General features: G+C 60.8%; 9 protein-coding genes. 2 read left to right on the forward strand and 7 right to left on the reverse strand.

Translation table 11 applies throughout. The annotated features are described in order from the left end of the window. Nucleotides 1-128: 128 nt before the first annotated feature. The gene (gap, locus tag GM658_RS23085) at nt 129-1,139 is read right to left on the reverse strand and encodes a type I glyceraldehyde-3-phosphate dehydrogenase (RefSeq protein ID WP_155456418.1); all 1,011 of its coding nucleotides are present in this window, start codon (nt 1,137-1,139) and stop codon (nt 129-131) included. Nucleotides 1,140-1,163: 24 nt separating this feature from the next. Beyond that, entirely contained in the window at nt 1,164-3,155 is a 1,992-nt protein-coding gene (gene tkt / locus GM658_RS23090; RefSeq protein ID WP_155456419.1) for a transketolase, read from the reverse strand. A 125-nt stretch (nt 3,156-3,280) separates the two neighbouring features. On the opposite strand from tkt, the gene GM658_RS23095 reads away from it, so the two are divergent. Beyond that, the gene (locus GM658_RS23095; protein WP_155456420.1) at nt 3,281-4,006 is read left to right on the forward strand and encodes a 16S rRNA (uracil(1498)-N(3))-methyltransferase; all 726 of its coding nucleotides are present in this window, start codon (nt 3,281-3,283) and stop codon (nt 4,004-4,006) included. 91 nt (nt 4,007-4,097) lie between these two features. On the opposite strand, the gene GM658_RS23100 is transcribed toward GM658_RS23095, so the two are convergent. After that, nucleotides 4,098-6,998: a TonB-dependent receptor domain-containing protein gene (locus tag GM658_RS23100; protein WP_155456421.1), complete on the reverse strand. Its 2,901-nt coding sequence runs from the start codon at nt 6,996-6,998 to the stop codon at nt 4,098-4,100. A 566-nt stretch (nt 6,999-7,564) separates the two neighbouring features. On the opposite strand from GM658_RS23100, the gene GM658_RS23105 reads away from it, so the two are divergent. Continuing rightward, nucleotides 7,565-9,199 (forward strand): NAD(P)/FAD-dependent oxidoreductase, encoded by a 1,635-nt coding sequence (locus tag GM658_RS23105; RefSeq protein ID WP_155456422.1) that lies wholly within the window; start codon nt 7,565-7,567, stop codon nt 9,197-9,199. 64 nt (nt 9,200-9,263) lie between these two features. Here GM658_RS23105 and GM658_RS23110 read toward each other — a convergent pair whose 3' ends face one another. From GM658_RS23110 to corA, 4 genes are all read right to left on the reverse strand, one after another. Then, a complete protein-coding gene (locus GM658_RS23110) occupies nt 9,264-12,194 on the reverse strand; it encodes a TonB-dependent receptor (RefSeq protein ID WP_155456423.1) in 2,931 nt (976 codons plus the stop codon). 246 nt (nt 12,195-12,440) lie between these two features. Further along, nucleotides 12,441-13,784, reverse strand: a complete 1,344-nt coding sequence (locus GM658_RS23115; RefSeq protein WP_155456424.1) for a sensor histidine kinase — start codon at nt 13,782-13,784, stop codon at nt 12,441-12,443. A 9-nt stretch (nt 13,785-13,793) separates the two neighbouring features. Continuing rightward, a complete protein-coding gene (locus tag GM658_RS23120) occupies nt 13,794-15,335 on the reverse strand; it encodes a DUF3369 domain-containing protein (RefSeq protein WP_155456425.1) in 1,542 nt (513 codons plus the stop codon). Nucleotides 15,336-15,377: 42 nt separating this feature from the next. Continuing rightward, complete coding sequence (corA, locus tag GM658_RS23125) at nt 15,378-16,343, reverse strand: magnesium/cobalt transporter CorA (protein ID WP_155456426.1); 966 nt, start codon at nt 16,341-16,343, stop codon at nt 15,378-15,380. Nucleotides 16,344-16,353 lie beyond the last annotated feature (10 nt).

Consider the following 16,353-nt stretch of genomic DNA (forward strand, 5'->3'; position numbering starts at 1 on the left):
TTTAACTACAGAAATACAAGTTACGAAAGACTCAACAAACAATGTCTTTCGCTTCGGATGTTGCGAACCCAAACGGCCTTCGAAAAAAAAGCGCCCCGGAGGGCGCTTTTTGCGGCGAGTGCCAGGGATTACTTGGCGGTCATCAGCGCCACAGTGGTATCCAGCATGCGGTTGCTGAAGCCCCACTCGTTGTCGTACCACGACGATACCTTCACCAGGCGGCCCGACACCTTGGTCAGGGTGGCGTCGAAGTTCGACGATGCCGGGTTGTGGTTGAAGTCGACGGAGACCAGAGGCTCGGTCTGGTAGGTCAGCACGCCTTTCAGTGCGCCTTCCGAAGCTTCCTTCATGATCTTGTTGATTTCTTCAACGGTGGTGTCGCGCTTGGCGATGAAGGACAGGTCAACGATCGACACGTTGATGGTCGGAACGCGGATGGCGTAGCCGTCCAGCTTGCCGTTCAGTTCAGGCAGCACCAGGCCAACAGCGGCAGCAGCGCCGGTCTTGGTCGGGATCATGGACTGGGTAGCGGAACGTGCGCGGCGCAGGTCTTCGTGCATCACGTCGGTCAGCACCTGGTCGTTGGTGTAGGCGTGCACGGTGGTCATCAAGCCGGTTTCCAGGCCGATGGCGTCGTTCAGCGGCTTGACCAGCGGGGCCAGGCAGTTGGTGGTGCAGGATGCGTTCGAGATCACGGTGTCCGAAGCCTTCAGCACGCCGTGGTTAACGCCGTACACGACGGTCGCGTCAACGTCCTTGCCGCCCGGAGCGGAGATGATCACTTTCTTGGCGCCGCCTTTCAGGTGGGCCGAAGCTTTTTCCTTGGTGGTGAAGAAGCCGGTGCACTCCAGCACCACGTCAACGCCCAGCTCGCCCCATGGGATTTCAGCCGGGTTGCGCTGCGCGAACACGCGGATCTTGTCGCCGTTCACGATCATGTTGTCGCCTTCCACCGTCACGGTGCCTGGGAACTTGCCGTGGGCGGTGTCGTAGCGGGTCAGGTGGGCGTTGGACTCGGCGTTGCCCAGGTCGTTAATCGCCACGATCTGGATGTCCTGCTTTTTGCCGCCTTCGTAGAAAGCGCGCAGGACATTGCGGCCGATACGGCCATAACCGTTGATTGCTACTTTGATCGTCATGCTGTTTACTCCTGATGATAGAAATTAGATGACTGCTTTGACTTTTGCCACGACATTGTCGACGGTGAAGCCGAAGTGCTTGAACAGCACGCCAGCCGGTGCGGACTCGCCGAAGGTGTCGATGCCGACCACGGCGCCTTCCAGGCCCACATACTTGTACCAGAAAGCGGTGACGCCTGCTTCAATCGCCACACGTGGCAGGCCCTTGGTCAGCACGGATGCCTTGTAGGCTGCATCCTGGCGGTCGAACACGTCGGTCGACGGCATGGAAACCACGCGTACCGGGGTGCCGGCTGCCTTCAGTTCAGCAGCGGCTTTCATGGCCAGTTCCACTTCGGAACCGGTGGCGATCAGGATGGCCTTGGCATCGGCTTCGTTGGTCAGCACGTAGCCGCCCTTGGCGATGTTGGCGATCTTGTCGGCCGAACGCTCGATGAACGGCAGGTTCTGGCGCGAGAAGATCAGGGTCGACGGGCCGTCCTTGCGCTTGATGGACTCGCCCCATGCCACCATCGATTCGACGGTGTCGGCTGGACGCCAGTTATCCAGGTTAGGGATCAGGCGCAGCGAGGACACGTGCTCGACGGACTGGTGGGTCGGGCCGTCTTCGCCCAGGCCGATCGAGTCGTGGGTGAACACGAACAGGGAGCGCTGCTTCATCAGCGCAGCCATGCGCAGGGCGTTGCGGCTGTAGTCGGCGAAGGTCAGGAAGGTCGCGCCGAACGGGATGTAGCCGCCGTGCAGGGCGACGCCGTTCATGATGGCGGACATGCCGAACTCGCGCACGCCGTAGTTGATGTGGTTGCCTGGTACGCCGGAACGAACGGCGATGCATTCCTTCCAGTTGGTCAGGTTGGAGCCGGTCAGGTCGGCCGAGCCGCCCAGGAATTCCGGCAGCACTGGCGCCAGCGCCTGGATCGCGTTCTGCGATGCCTTGCGGGTAGCGATGGTCTCTTTCTTTTCAACGCAGGCGGCGATGGCGGCGTCCAGGGTCGCCTGGAAGTTGCCTGGCAGCTCGCCCTTCATGCGGCGGGTCAGTTCTGCGGCTTCGCGCGGGTAGGCAGCGGCGTACTTGTCGAACATCGCATTCCATTCCGCTTCGAACGCGGCGCCCTGCTTCTTGAAGTCCCAGGCTTCCTTGACGTCGGCCGGGATATCGAACGGCTCGGCACCCCAGGAAATGTACTCGCGCACTGCGGCGATTTCCTTGTCGCCCAGCGGTGCGCCGTGCACCTTGTCGCCGCCTTGCAGGTTTGGCGAACCCTTGCCGATGATGGTCTTGCAGCAGATCAGGGTTGGCTTGTCGGACTTCTTGGCTTGTTCGATAGCGACCGACAGTGCTGCCACGTCGTGGCCGTCCACGCTGCGGATCACGTTCCAGCCGTAGGCTTCGAAACGTTTAGGGGTGTCGTCGGTGAACCAGCCTTCAACCTTGCCGTCGATGGAGATGCCGTTGTCGTCGTACAGGGCGATCAGCTTCTTCAGGCCCAGGGTGCCGGCCAGCGAGCATACTTCATGCGAGATGCCTTCCATCAGGCAGCCGTCGCCCAGGAAGGCGTAGGTGTAATGGTCAACAACTTCGAAGCCTGGCTTGTTGAACTCAGAAGCCAGCAGCCACTCAGCCAGCGCCATGCCGACTGCATTGGCGATGCCCTGGCCCAGCGGGCCGGTGGTGGTTTCCACGCCTGGGGTGTAGCCGACTTCCGGGTGGCCCGGGGTCTTGGAGTGCAGCTGGCGGAAATTCTTGATCTCTTCCATCGGCAAGTCGTAACCCGACAGGTGCAGCAGCGCGTAGTGCAGCATCGAGCCATGGCCGTTGGACAGCAGGAAGCGGTCGCGGTTGACCCAGGCTGGGTTGGTCGGGTTGTGGCGGTGATGACCGCTCCACAGTGCTACGGCAATCTCAGCCATGCCCATTGGCATGCCTGGGTGGCCGGAATTGGCCTTCTGCACAGCGTCCATTGCCAGCGCACGGATTGCGTTGGCCATTTTGGTGAAGGGGAGCGAAGTATTCATCGTATATCGAGGAAGGTTGAGTATTTGGTGCACTGCGGCAGACGCCGCTTTCGGAACCCGATATTTTACCAGAGCGTGACAGCAACGCTTAAAATTGGTGCATTTCAACCTTCTGAATTAACAATATGCCACGTTTTCACGTGCCCCAAGCCCTTGCCGCAGGCCAGCAACTGGAACTGCCCGCCGATGTCGCCCACCATATCAATGTGGTGCGCATGGTGCCGGGCGACGCGCTGACCCTGTTCAACGGCGATGGCGGCGAGTATACGGCGGTGTTGACGGAAGTGCAAAAGAAAAAAGCCTGGGCGGAAGTGAAAGTCTTCGACCCGCGCGAGGCGGAGCTGCCCTTTGCCGTAACCCTGGCCCAGGCCCTGCCTGAGGGCACCAAGATGGACTGGATTATCGAGAAGGCAATCGAACTGGGCGTGGCCGGAATCCAGCCGCTCGCGGCGCGGCGCTGCGTGGTGCGGCTGTCGGCGGAACGGGCCGAAAAAAAGCTGGAACACTGGAATGGCATCGTGGTCTCGGCTTCCGAGCAGTGCGGCCGCAACCGGCTCGCCTCGGTCGCGGCGCCGCTCGATTTCAAGGACTGGATTGCGCAGCAGGATCTGCACAAGCGGGTGATCCTGACGCCGCGCGCCACCGAATCGCTGGCCGATTGGGCGCGGCACCAGCCGGCGCAGGCCTTGAGCATCATGGTGGGACCGGAGGGTGGCTTCTCCGATGAGGAGGAAGCGGAAGCTTTGAAGCGGGGCGCCCTGCCCCTGTCGATCGGGCCGCGCGTACTGCGCACGGAAACGGCCGCGCTGGCAGCGGTCTCTATTCTTTCCGCCGCCTGGGGCGGAATCTGACAAGTCCCCTTCGCGTCGAGCACGCAAGACCCCAAAAAAAAACGGATACCCGAAGGTATCCGTTTTTGGGACGCTTGCTAACTAGTTCTTATTAGAACTGGTAGGTCAGGCCCATCGAGAAGAAGCGGCCAACAGCGCCAGCCTGGTGCAACGAAGCGTTGTACGCGGTCTGCGCACTAGCATTGCCGTAAGTACCAACGTCGATCGGAGGCTGACGGTCGAACACGTTCAGGATCGCGCCACGCAGGGACAGATCCTTGGTCAGCTTGTACACCACGTTCAGGTTGGTGGTGGTGAACGACGACACGCGGCAGTAGTTCGCAGGCTGGGTTACGCCCTGGAAGTAGAGACGGCCACCAACGTCAGCAGCGCTCGAATCGCAGGAAGTGCCGCCCACCGATGGATCCAGCGTCGAGAACGAGCTGGTGTAGTTCATCGTTGCGCTTACATCCAGCGGACCACGGATATAGCCCAGGGTGAACTGTGCACGGTCTTTCGGGTTACCGGTCGCGCCGCCAACCACGGATGGGCCTTGGGTGCCGGCCATCGACCATACGGTACCGTCAGCAGCGATCTGCTTGTAGGAAATGGTGTGCGCTGCGCTCAGGTTGGCGCGCAGGGTACCCATCTCGCCCATGCGCCACTTGTAGCCGATGTCAGCTTCAATGCCGCTGGTCTTGGTCGAACCAGTGTTAACATACGGCGACTGTGCGTAGGCTGGCAGGCCAACTGCGGCGGTAGCGACGTAGGTGCCGCCATTGCCGTCCGAGAACTCGGTTGGCGCTGGTGCATTACGCACGAAGTTCGGTACGAAGCCTGGCAGGTTGCCGGCCGCGGTCACGATCTGGTTCTTCACTTCAATGTGGTAGTAATCCAGGGTCGCGTTCAGGTCCTTGACCGGCTCCAGGATCATACCCAGGTTGTACGAGGTCGACTTCTCAGGCGCCAGGTCTTTGTTGGTGATCTGGACGTACGGAGGGGCGATCGCGCAAGCGTTGATCTGGTTACCTGCGGTCGTGGTCTTGCCGTCCGGGCACAGGATCGGGTCAGGAATCGCGTTGAAGGTGAAGAACGAACCTGCATTACCGACTTCAGCCGGGTTAGGTGCACGGAAGCCTTTGGCGATGCCACCACGGAAGCCGATCTGCTTGGTCGGGGTCCACTTGAAGTTGGCTGCCGGGGTGAACGAGTGGCCGTAGCTGCTGTAGTGGTCATAACGAGCCGACACGTGAGCTTCCAGGCTCTTCAGCGGGTTGGCTTGCAGTTCCGCGAAGACCGCGGTGTTGGTCTCGTCGCCAATCACGAAGGCGCTGGTGCTGGCTACCTGACCGGTCAGGGTGCGGTCAGCTGGCGGCGAATTCTGCTTACGCTTGTGCCAGTGGGTACCAACCGCCAGAGCCAGAGGACCTTCACCCAGTTGCATCAGTTCGCGGGAACCGATCAGGTCGAGGTAGTTCAGCTTGGAGGTCAATTCATTGCTGAAGTGCGGCGAAACCATGTTCAGAATCGCTGGATCGTTGGCGCCCAGTACATTGAAGGAACCGTTGTTCAGCGCCGAGTACAGTGCAGGACGGTCGATGTAGCCGCTGTAGTTGATGTCGGACTTGACTTCGGTCATGCCCACGCCGCCGTTGATATCCCAGCCTGCAGCCGTACCTTTGATGTCGGCAGCAAAACGGGTCGTCTTGGAGCTGTTGTCCAGGGTGTTAGTCCCGTCAACGCCAGGGATGTAGCCGTACAGGCGGGCTGGGGAGCCCAGGTTGTTGACAATGCCGCCACCGCCAACTGGTGCACCGGCTGCGAACAGGGTGCTAGCAATACGGTTGACGCCAGGGGTCAGCACGCCATTGACCAGGGTGGTGTTACCACCGAACGAGGCTGGGGAGTAGACCGCGCCCATGCCGCGATTGTTCAGGCTGTCGCGACGGAACAGGGAAGCTTTCAGGCCCAGTTCCCAGTCGTTGCCGAGCTTCTTGGTGAAGCCAGCCAGAACGTTGAAGTTCTGGGTTTTTGGCTGGATGAAGCCTTTGGTATCACGCACGATGCAGTCATCGGCCATGTACTTGTTGAAGTTGCAGTTCGAGTCCAGGAACTGATAGTTCGCTGGGTTCAGGGCTGCCGAGCCGTTGACTTTAGCGCCAGTCGGGTTGTACAGGAACGGGCTGCTGGCATGGGTCAGGAAGCCAACGGTGCTAACTGGCTTGCCATTTGCGTCCAGGCGCTGCACAGGTGCGCCCAGGTTGATGTTGTTACCGCCGCGAGCGCGCCAGTCGCGGTTGTCCCAGTCGTAGCTGTCGCGATCCTCTGTTTTGATCGCGTCCTGGCGACGGAACTCGGCAGTGATGAAGGCGTTGTAGCCGTCGCTGTCCAGGTCGCCGTAGCCGGTGCCGATCGACGCACGGTAGGTTTGACCGCCGCCGTGCTGGGTGCCGCCGCCTTCAACATTGACGCGGCCACCGGTCATGTTCTTTTTCAGGACGATGTTCACCACGCCTGCGATAGCGTCGGAACCGTAGGTTGCCGATGCGCCGCTCTTCAGGACGTCGATGTGGTCGATAGCGTCAAATGGGATCGACGAAACGTCGACGAAGGAACGCTGGGAGTCATCCGACAGCGGGTAAGGAGCGACGCGGTGGCCGTCAACCAGCACCAGGGTTGCGCCGACGGTCAGGCCGCGCAGGGAGATACCGGTTGCGCCGTTGGCGAACGCGCCGGAGAAGCCGGTACCCAGGGTACCTGCGCCGTTGGCGGCCAGGTCGGTCAGCAGTTCGGCGACCGAAGTCTTGCCACTACGCTGGATGTCCTGGGCGGTCAGCACTTGCACCGGAGCTGCGGTTTCGGTGTCAGTACGGCTGATCAGGGAGCCGGTCACGACAACGCGCTGGACATTTTCGCCAGCTTGCTGCTGCGCCATAGCTGGCATAGCGGCCAGAACGGCTGCGCCGCCGAAGGCCACGGACAGCGAACGAACAAGAATCGTCTTTTTCAACATTTTGGTTCCTAAAAATATTTGTTTGTCCCGACTAAACCAAAAAAACAAGGTCACCTTTTGGGCGATACCGAAGTCAATTTAACCAATTGATTTCAGCGTAGGATGAGACCATGATCAAGTTGTCTATGTCAATAAAAGCGCCACTAATATGACAAAAAACAACAGTGCCAAAGCATTACCAGGTAGGACTACGTAGTTAGGTAAAGTTGACCTGAAAACGCGGGACTTGCCAGCAGTAGAGAGAGATTTACGATTAGAAAATCGCTTTTTTGCGATTAAGTGAAAATGCGCGTAAATTAATATTTTGACATTAACGCCAATGGGTCCGGCGATAATCAGAGGAACCCGGCGAATTAATCGGCGGGCAATTGAAATTATTGCTGAAGATAATGAAACTTGCGCCTAAGCAAGCTATCCAACACTTCAACTATTGCACCGTTCGCTTGCGAAGTACAGTAAACGTTTGTATTTTGGCACTACGTCGTTGCGTGATTACAACCATCGAAAGCAGGTAGAATGTCGCCTTTGGGCCCGTTGCGTGCCCCATCTTGCTGAGAAAGACCACCATGTTGCGACTAAACGAAATCAAGCTCCCTCTCAACCACGAGGAACCGGAACTGGCCCAGGCCATCCTGGCCCGCCTGAAGATTTCTGCAGAGCAGATGCTGGGCTTTACCGTCTATAAGCGCAGCTATGATGCGCGAAAAAAGAGCAACATCTCCCTAATTTACTCGATCGACGTGGAAACCACGGACGACGCCGGCATCCTGGCGCGCCGCGCGGATGACAAGCACCTGATGCCGGCGCCTGACATGGCCTACAAATTCGTCGCCCACGGCGTCAACGCCGAGGGCAAGCAGCCGCGCCCGGTCGTCATCGGCATGGGCCCTTGCGGCCTGTTCGCCGGCCTGATCCTGGCACAGATGGGCTTGAAACCCATCATCCTGGAGCGCGGCAAGACCGTGCGCGAACGGACCAAGGACACTTTCGGCTTCTGGCGCAAGCGGGTGCTGAACCCGGAATCGAACGTGCAGTTCGGCGAAGGCGGCGCGGGAACCTTCTCGGATGGCAAGCTGTACAGCCAGATCAGCGATCCAAAACACTACGGCCGCAAGGTGCTGACCGAGTTTGTGAAATCCGGTGCGCCGGAAGAAATCATCTACGTGAGCAAGCCGCACATCGGCACTTTCCGCCTGGTAAAAATGGTGGAGAACATGCGCGAGGAAATCGTGGCCCTGGGCGGCGAAATCCGCTTCGAGCAGCGCGTCACCGATTTCGACATCCGCGAGGAAAATGGCGTGCGCCAGATGCGCGGCCTGCACCTGGCCAGCGGCGAGTACATCGAAACCAACCATGTGGTGCTGGCCATCGGCCACAGCTCGCGCGACACCTTCCAGACCCTGTACGACCGTGGCGTGTACGTGGAAGCCAAGCCGTTCTCCATTGGCTTCCGCGTGGAGCACCCGCAATCGCTGATCGACCAGTGCCGCTTTGGCCCGAACGCCGGCCACCCTATCCTGGGTGCGGCCGACTACAAGCTGGTGCACCATGCAAGCAATGGCCGCGCGGTGTACAGCTTCTGCATGTGCCCGGGGGGCACCGTGGTGGCGGCGGCGTCGGAACCAGGCCGCGTGGTCACCAACGGCATGTCCCAGTATTCGCGCGCCGAACGCAATGCCAATAGCGCCATCGTGGTGTCGATCAGCCCGGAAGTCGATTACCCTGGACATCCGCTGGCGGGTATCGAGCTGCAGCGCCGCCTGGAGGAGAAGGCGTATGTGCTGGGCGGCTCGAACTACAACGCCCCAGGCCAGCTGATGGGCGACTTCGTGGCAGGCCGCGCGTCGAGCGATGTGGGCGCTGTGCAACCTTCGTTTAAGCCGGGCATCACCTGGACCGACCTGGCAACCATCCTGCCGGAATACGCAGTGGTGGCGCTGCGCGAAGCTTTCCCTGCCTTTGACAAGCAGGTCAAGGGCTACTTCAAGCACGACGCTGTATTGACCGGCCTGGAAACCCGTACCTCGTCGCCAATCCGCATCAAGCGCAATAACGATGATTTGCAAAGCCTGAATACGCGCGGGCTGTTCCCGGCTGGCGAGGGCGCGGGTTATGCCGGCGGCATCCTGTCCGCAGGTGTGGATGGCATCAAGGTAGCGGAAGCCGTTGCGCTGTCCATGCAGGCCGCGGACAAGGCCTGAAAAAAAACGGGCCTGGCCGCGAGGCCGGACCCGTCAAAGTTACACCCTCTTAGGTTCCTGGCACTTAAAACTCATACTTCGCAGTGAAGCGGAAGCGGCGCGCGTTCTGCAGGCCCACAGGCTGCATGTACGACGGCGAAGGCGAACCTACACCGGTTTCACCCGCTTCTTCAATCGCCTGCACAGTGCGCTCGTTGAAGATGTTCAGCACCTCAGCCTGGAAGCTCAGGCCCTTCTGCCACTTCGGCGAGTAGTTCAGCTGCGCGCTCACGTCCTTGGTCCATGCCAGGCGGCCCAGGGTGCCGCGCGGATTCAGCTTGCCATTGCACCAGAACGACGCCGAACCGTACTCGATCGACACGCCATCGAGGTTACCGTCGTAGTAGCCCAGGCAGTTGACCGGACGGCCCGACTGCACCAGCAGGTTTGCGCCCACGCGCCATTCATCCGCCACCTGGTAGGAACCAAAGGCCTTGAAGGTGTGGCGGCGGTCGTTAGGCAGGAAGCCGTTGGCGCCCTCCATCAGGCCCGGGTAGTCCCAGTCCTGCGAAATGCCGGCGTCGTCCTGGCCGATGTCGGACTTGACGTAGCCTTCGGTGTTGCCGCGGCTGTAGGCCAGCACGTAGGAACCGCCCAGGCTCCACTTGCCATCCCACGCACGCTCAAAGCTGAACTCCAGCGCGTTGTAGGTACGCTTTGGTTTCTCGGGGAAGCCCATGTCCTTGGCAGGAATGGTCACGGAAGTCAGGCCGTTGCCGTCGCCGAAATCGACGTTGGCAGTCAGGTCGCCGCCAGGGTTGTACAGGAAGCAGTGGCCGATTGCGCCTGCCAGGACATTCGCCTTGGCATCGCTATAGCCGTTGGCGATCGCCCAGTTGTAAGCGCCTTCGTTGTTGCAGACATCGTCCATCACCTTTTTCAGCTTGCGGTTGGTGTACTTGATGCCCACTTTCCAGCGGTCGCTCAGCGCCTGCTCCATGCCGATGATGAATTCATCCTGGTACATCGGCTTGATGTTCGGATCAACCACGGAGCGCGGATCGCCGGCCTTGCCGTCGGAAGTGGTGACGCGCGAACCAAGCTGCGCGCCCTGCCCCGGCAACTCGAACTTGTCAGTGCCGAAGCTGCCGTTGAAGGCATAGAAGTCGCGGTAGTCCAGCTCCGCGCCCGACAGGCGCACATTGGTGTTCGACATCACCGGGATATAGTAGCGGCCAGCGTTGGCGAAGACCTTGGTCTGCGCCTTGCCGCCCACGTCCCATGCCACGCCAAGGCGCGGAGCGATGGTGTTGTTCACCTTGATGAAGGTCTTGCCTTCAGCATTCAGGTTTTCGAACGATTCGCTGCGCAGGCCAAGCGACAGCATCACGTCCTTGTGCACCTGCCAGTTGTCTTCCAGGTAGTAAGCCGAGTTCTTGGTGGTGAACTGGCCGCCGTTCTTGAAGGTGCGCGCGTCGATGTAATCCATCGGCGCGCCGCTGGTATTGACGTAGCCGTTGGACAGCCTGCCGCCGTCCGCCAGGGTACGCACGATATAGCGCACAACGCCTGGATATTCGGTGCCATCGACCACTTCATACTTCTCGTTGTCTGCACCGAAGCGCAAGCCGTGATTGCCCAAGTTCCATTCGGCATCCAGGCGCCATGCGGTACGCTTGTCGTTCGCGTTCGGGTCGGTAATCGAAGTCGCGGTAGCGCAGCCCATCGGCACCGGCGTGGTTGGGCGGTTGTCCTGCACGTATGGGCAGGCAGCGGAAGCCACGTTCGATTTGCGGTTGTACTTGCCGACGCCGTACAGACCCGACACGGTCAGGTCGTCGGTCAGCCAGGTCGTGTACTTGCCGATCAGGTTTTCGCCGCCGGTAGTGTATTCATCGACGCCCTTGTCCGTGCCCTTGGTGGTACCGTACGGTACCGGCGAATCCCAGTTGTACTGCTTGTCCTTGGTCTTGTCGCTGAAGGCCGTGAATTCCAGCAGGTTCTTGTCGGTGATGTTCCAGTCGAACTTGGTCAGGAAGCGCGGCGTGCTGGATTTCATCGTGTCCTGGGTGCTCACGCCATAGGTCTCGCGCTTGATGTCGGCGCCCTGCACCAGGCCGAAGAAGTACAGCTTGTCTTCCACCAGCGGACCGCCGACCCAGAGGTTGGCCTGCAGGTCGTCGGTGCCGCCCGGACGCTTGACCAGGTTCCACTTGCCGGTGGTCGGGCTCTTCTCGGCATAGACCGAGGAACCTTCCAGCGATTCCGGCGACCAGATCACGTTGGCCCCGCCCTTCCACTCATTGGTACCGCGCTTGGTGGTCACCGACAGCACGCCGCCCAGGGAACGGCCGTATTCCGGGCCGTAGCCACCGGTCTTGACCTGCTGCTGCGCGATGCCTTCAAACGGTACCTGGTTGAACGCCACGCCGTTCAGGGAGTTGGTGACGTTAAAGCCATTGATGTAGTAGACGTTCTCCGCCGGCGATGCGCCGCCCAGGGATGGCACGTTACCGGCGCGCAGTGCGGTCTGGCCGATACGGGTATCGCCCTTGGTTGCGCCGGGCGCCAGCAGGGCCACGGCAGTCACGTCGCGCGAAATCGGCAGGCGGTCGATGGCTGCTTTGCTCAGCACCATGCTCGATTCCGGCGATTTGGTATCGATGCGGGTCACGCGGCCGGTCACCACCACACGGGCAGAATCCTCGAAGTGCGCGATCGAGCCTTCACCGGCTTGCACCTCGACTGCACGCTCTTCGGTCTGGCCATTCGGCAGCTTGACCTTCAGCGTGTAGTGGCCTGGCGGCAGCTGGGGAACCGAATACGTGCCCGCCTTGTCCACGGTAATGGTACGGCTCAGGCCAATTTCCTTGTTCTCCAGCGTGATGACGGTGCCAATCGCAGCGCGGCCACCCACGGAGCCGGCGGAGTTCGATGCCGCGTAGGCATGGCCTCCGATCGCCAACGTAGCGCTAAACGCAACAGTCAGCGCATGCGCGAGTACAGTTTTTTTCATTTGCAAATTCCATAAAGAAATACAGCATTTTTTAATAGTCCCTACAACTCGATCCAACGTCGGCCAACTTGCGCCAACCTTCGCCGAATCTGTCAATGGGACCACGCTGCATTACCGATGGTCAATTAAGCAAATGTACATTAGTGTTACATTGTTGAACTGTTGATACACGGCACGTAACTTGCCGACAATTGTCGCCAAATAAGCGAAACACTTACGTAATCCATGTAGCTGCAAAACAACGCGCTATGCGAGGGGCGGGGAAGATTTGACCTCGAACGGCATGTGGAGATGGAAGCGGCAGCCCTCGCCGGGCGTGCTGTGCACCTCCACTGCGCCGCCCATCTGCTGCATGATGGTGTAGACGATATGCATGCCCAGGCCCGAGCCGCCCTGCCCGCGCTTGGTCGTGAAGAAGGGTTCGTAAATGCGCTCGCGCACGCCAGGCGCCAGGCCGACGCCATGGTCGATGAAGTCCATATCCAGCCAGCCGTCGGCGGCGCAGGCGCGCACCAGCACGGTGCCGCCCCGCCCGTCCGGATAGGCGTGGCGCGCCGCATTCATCAGCAGGTTGGACAGCACTTGCGAAAATTTTCCGGGCGGCAGGCGGGGACGCAACAGGTGGTCCATTTCCACTTCCACCTTGATGCCAGCCTTGCGCAATTCCGGGCTATGCGCCGAGACCACGCCTTGCACATAGTCTTTCAGCGCCAGCGTGCTCACATGCTCGCTACCCTGGTCCACCGCCAGTTGCTTGAAGTTGCCGATCAAGCCCGCTGCGCGGTGCAGGTTCTGCTCGATCAGCGCGGCCGCGTCGTTCAGGCGCGAGGCCAGGTTGACCAGGTCGGAGCGGCTCACTTTGGGCGCTTCCAGCGCCTTCACCAGCTGCGCGGTATAGCTGCTCATGGCCGATGCCGCCGTCAGCGCCACGCCGACCGGCGTGTTCACCTCATGCGCCACGCCCGCCACCAGGGAGCCCAGCGCCGCCAGCTTTTCCTGTTCCACCAGATTGGCCTGGGCTGCGCGCAAGGCTTCCGTGCGGCGCACGACTTTTTCTTCCAGCTGGTGTTCGCGCTCCTGGTGCTGCAGCTCGGCCGCCGCGCGCGCCGTGAAGATCGACAGCAGCGACAGCGCCAGCAAGCGCTTGTTCTCGTCGATCGGCTTGGTGTCGATGGCTGACAGGATGCCGAGCGTCTTCCCTTCGGTGTCGACCATCGGCATGCCGACATAGCTTTCCGCCTTCATGTCCACCAGCAGGGCATCGAGCGGATAATCCTGCTGAATGCCGCAGCCGTGGAAGCACATGGTCTGGTCGGTCACGTTATGGCAAGGCGTGTGCTCAAGGCTGTATTCCATATTCGGAAGGAACTCTTCGCCGCCCCATACCGCAAGCGTGCGTATGCCGTCCTGCCCGTCCGGCATCCGGATCACCCGGCCGGCAATGACATATGTAACGTCCAGCGCCGCCGCCAAATCGCGCACCAGTACGCGGAAGAATGCTTCGCCGCGCGCACGTGCGGTGGAATCCGTGATCGCGCGTAATGCCGCCTCGGCGAGAGTGCGCGCATCGTTGGCGTCGAATAACTCCATGGCGGACTCCTAATGAGGTGGATGGCGCCCGTATAACGCTTGCAGGTCGTCCGTATGCTGCAGCAGCAGGTCGGCCAGAGCGGGATCGAAGCGGCTGCCGCTGCCTTCGCGCACTTCGGCCAGCGCGTACTGCAGCGTATGCGCCGGGCGGTAGCTGCGCGGGCTCACCAGCGCATCGACAAAATCGGCCAGGGACGTTATGCGCGCGGCCAGGCTGATTTCTGCGCCCTGCAAACCTTGCGGGTAGCCCGTGCCGTCCCAGCGCTCGTGATGTTCGCGGGCGATGCGCGCCGCCAGTCGCAGCACGGGCTGGGTGGAAGACGACAGCATGTGCCAGCCGATATCGCTGTGGCCTTGCATGCGCGCGCGCTGTTGTGCATCGAGCGGGCCAGGCAAGTTGAGAATGTCGTCCGGAATGCCGGCGTGCCCGATATCGTGCAGCGGCGCCGCCTGGCGCAACTGGCGCACGGCGCCGGCCGGCATATCCACCGCTGCGCCCAGCATGGCGGCGATTTCACCGACGCGTTCAACGTGGCCGCCGGATGCCGCCGAACGTCTTTCCAGCGCCTCGCCCAGGATGTGGATGATCGCGTCCTGCGTCGCTTCGAGTTCTTCACGCGCCAGCAGGTTCTCGTAGGTGATCGCGACATTGGCCGCAAACAGGCCAAGCAGTTCCCGCTCCTCGTCCTGCAACGGATCGTTGAAGGACATATAAAGCAGGCTCTCGTTGCCGTCGCGTGTGCGGTAATAGCAGGTGTAGTACAAGGGGCCGAAATGGTCGGCCTGTTCCGCCATGCAGCGCACGAAGGCATCGCGCACCGGTGCCGGCAAATGATCCAGGGTCTCCTCCGGCGCCAGGCCGGCATAGCCGTTTGTCACCGCCAGTACTTGCAGGCGCCCGGGCTGGCGCGCGGCGGCGTAAGCGTTCATGCGGCTGGCGCAGACCCCTTCCGCTTCGTGTCCCAGCAAGGCGGAAGCGTGTTCCAATACGGCCGAGCAGAAATGGCGCAGGTTGTCGGAATCGCAGACGTGGGTAATGGCATCGATCGAACGGCGCAAGCCAAGGCGGGCGCGCTCCAGCCGCATCAGATCGCGGTAGGCACGCAGGCCGGAATAAAACACGGTACTGAGCTTGGCGTGCGTCAGCTCCGTCTTTTCGCGGTAATCGTTGATGTCGTAGGTTTTCAGCACCATCGCTTGCGGCGCCTGGCCCGGCTGGCCGGTGCGAAGCACGATGCGCACATTCTGGTCGCCCAATTGTTCGCGGATATAGCGCACCAGTTCCAGGCCGGCGTGCTCGGATTCCATCACCACGTCGAGCAGGATCAGGGCGAACTGCCCGGGGCGCGACAGCAAGGTGCGCGCTTCGGCGCCGGAATAGCAATGGGAGAAATGCAGGCGCCGGCCGTCGAACTCAAAGTCCGCCATCACCAGTTCGGTGACCTGGTGAACTGCTTGCTCATCGTCAACGACCAGGATCTCCCAGGGCGGGAGAAGCGCAGCAGGGGCTGGCGTCTCATCATCGTCGAACAACATTGCGTCATCCACCATGCCCAGCCCCACTGGAGGTTGTTTATTGTAAATTATATACCGTCAAAGCCAGCCTGCCCTCTTAAAGCGTCGATAGAGCGAGAAGCAAACAACAGCCATCAGGGACAGCGCGGCAGGATAGCCGAAACGCCAGTCCAGCTCAGGCATATGCTTGAAATTCATGCCCCAGATCCCGGCCAGGGCGGTTGGCACGGCAAAAATAGCCGCCCAGGAAGCCAGGCGCTTGCTCACTTCGGCCTCCACCAGCGCCACCATCGACAGGTTGACCTGGATCGCAGTGCCGATCGTGTCGCGCATGGTATCGAGGGCGCTATTGATGCGCAGCAGGTGGTCGTGGACGTCGCGGAAATATTCCTGGGTGTTGCTGCAGACCGCGGGTACGCGGCCGCCATGCAGCTTGCCGATTGCGTCAAGCAAGGGGGCGACAGTGTGGCGCATGGTCATCACCTTGCGCTTCAATTCATACAGGCGTTCGATATTGTCCTGCTGCGAGCCGCGGATAAAGATGCGTTCTTCGATTTTTTCCAGCTCGACTTCCAGCGCATCGATGATGGGGAAATAGCGGTCAACCACGGCGTCCATCAGGGCATACAGCACGAAGCCGGAGCCTTGCTGCAGCAGGTGCGGTTCGCGTTCGGCACGGGCGCGTACGCCGAGGAAGTCCTGGGTGGAGTTGGAGCGGTTGGACAGCACGTAATTGGGGCCGACGAAGATGTCGACTTCGCCGACGTGCATTTCTTCCTCGCGCAGCTCGAGCATTTTGACGACAACGAAGATGGAGTCGCCGTATTCTTCGATTTTCGGGCGCTGCTGGCCGCGGCCGGCGTCTTCTACGGCCAGTTCGTGCAGGCCGAATTCATGCTGCATGATTTGCAGCTCGTCGCGCGTGGCGTCGCGCAGGGCGACCCAGACGAAGGCGTCTTTCCGTGCCACGTATTCGCTGATGTCCGCCACCGGGATATCAGCCAGCTTGCGCCCATCCTGGTAGGCGACGCAGTTGATCAGCATGCAGGCTCCT

Origin of the sequence: Massilia eburnea (assembly GCF_009720745.1) — a bacterium.
In the GTDB taxonomy this organism is placed as follows: domain Bacteria; phylum Pseudomonadota; class Gammaproteobacteria; order Burkholderiales; family Burkholderiaceae_D; genus Rugamonas; species Rugamonas eburnea.

Coding starts and splice junctions, on each gene's coding strand:
- gap (WP_155456418.1), bottom strand. CDS start 1,139: ATGACGATCAAAGTAGCAATCAACGGTTATGGCCGTATCGGCCGCAAT.
- tkt (WP_155456419.1), bottom strand. CDS start 3,155: ATGAATACTTCGCTCCCCTTCACCAAAATGGCCAACGCAATCCGTGCG.
- GM658_RS23095 (WP_155456420.1), top strand. CDS start 3,281: ATGCCACGTTTTCACGTGCCCCAAGCCCTTGCCGCAGGCCAGCAACTG.
- GM658_RS23100 (WP_155456421.1), bottom strand. CDS start 6,998: ATGTTGAAAAAGACGATTCTTGTTCGTTCGCTGTCCGTGGCCTTCGGC.
- GM658_RS23105 (WP_155456422.1), top strand. CDS start 7,565: ATGTTGCGACTAAACGAAATCAAGCTCCCTCTCAACCACGAGGAACCG.
- GM658_RS23110 (WP_155456423.1), bottom strand. CDS start 12,194: ATGAAAAAAACTGTACTCGCGCATGCGCTGACTGTTGCGTTTAGCGCT.
- GM658_RS23115 (WP_155456424.1), bottom strand. CDS start 13,784: ATGGAGTTATTCGACGCCAACGATGCGCGCACTCTCGCCGAGGCGGCA.
- GM658_RS23120 (WP_155456425.1), bottom strand. CDS start 15,335: ATGGTGGATGACGCAATGTTGTTCGACGATGATGAGACGCCAGCCCCT.
- corA (WP_155456426.1), bottom strand. CDS start 16,343: ATGCTGATCAACTGCGTCGCCTACCAGGATGGGCGCAAGCTGGCTGAT.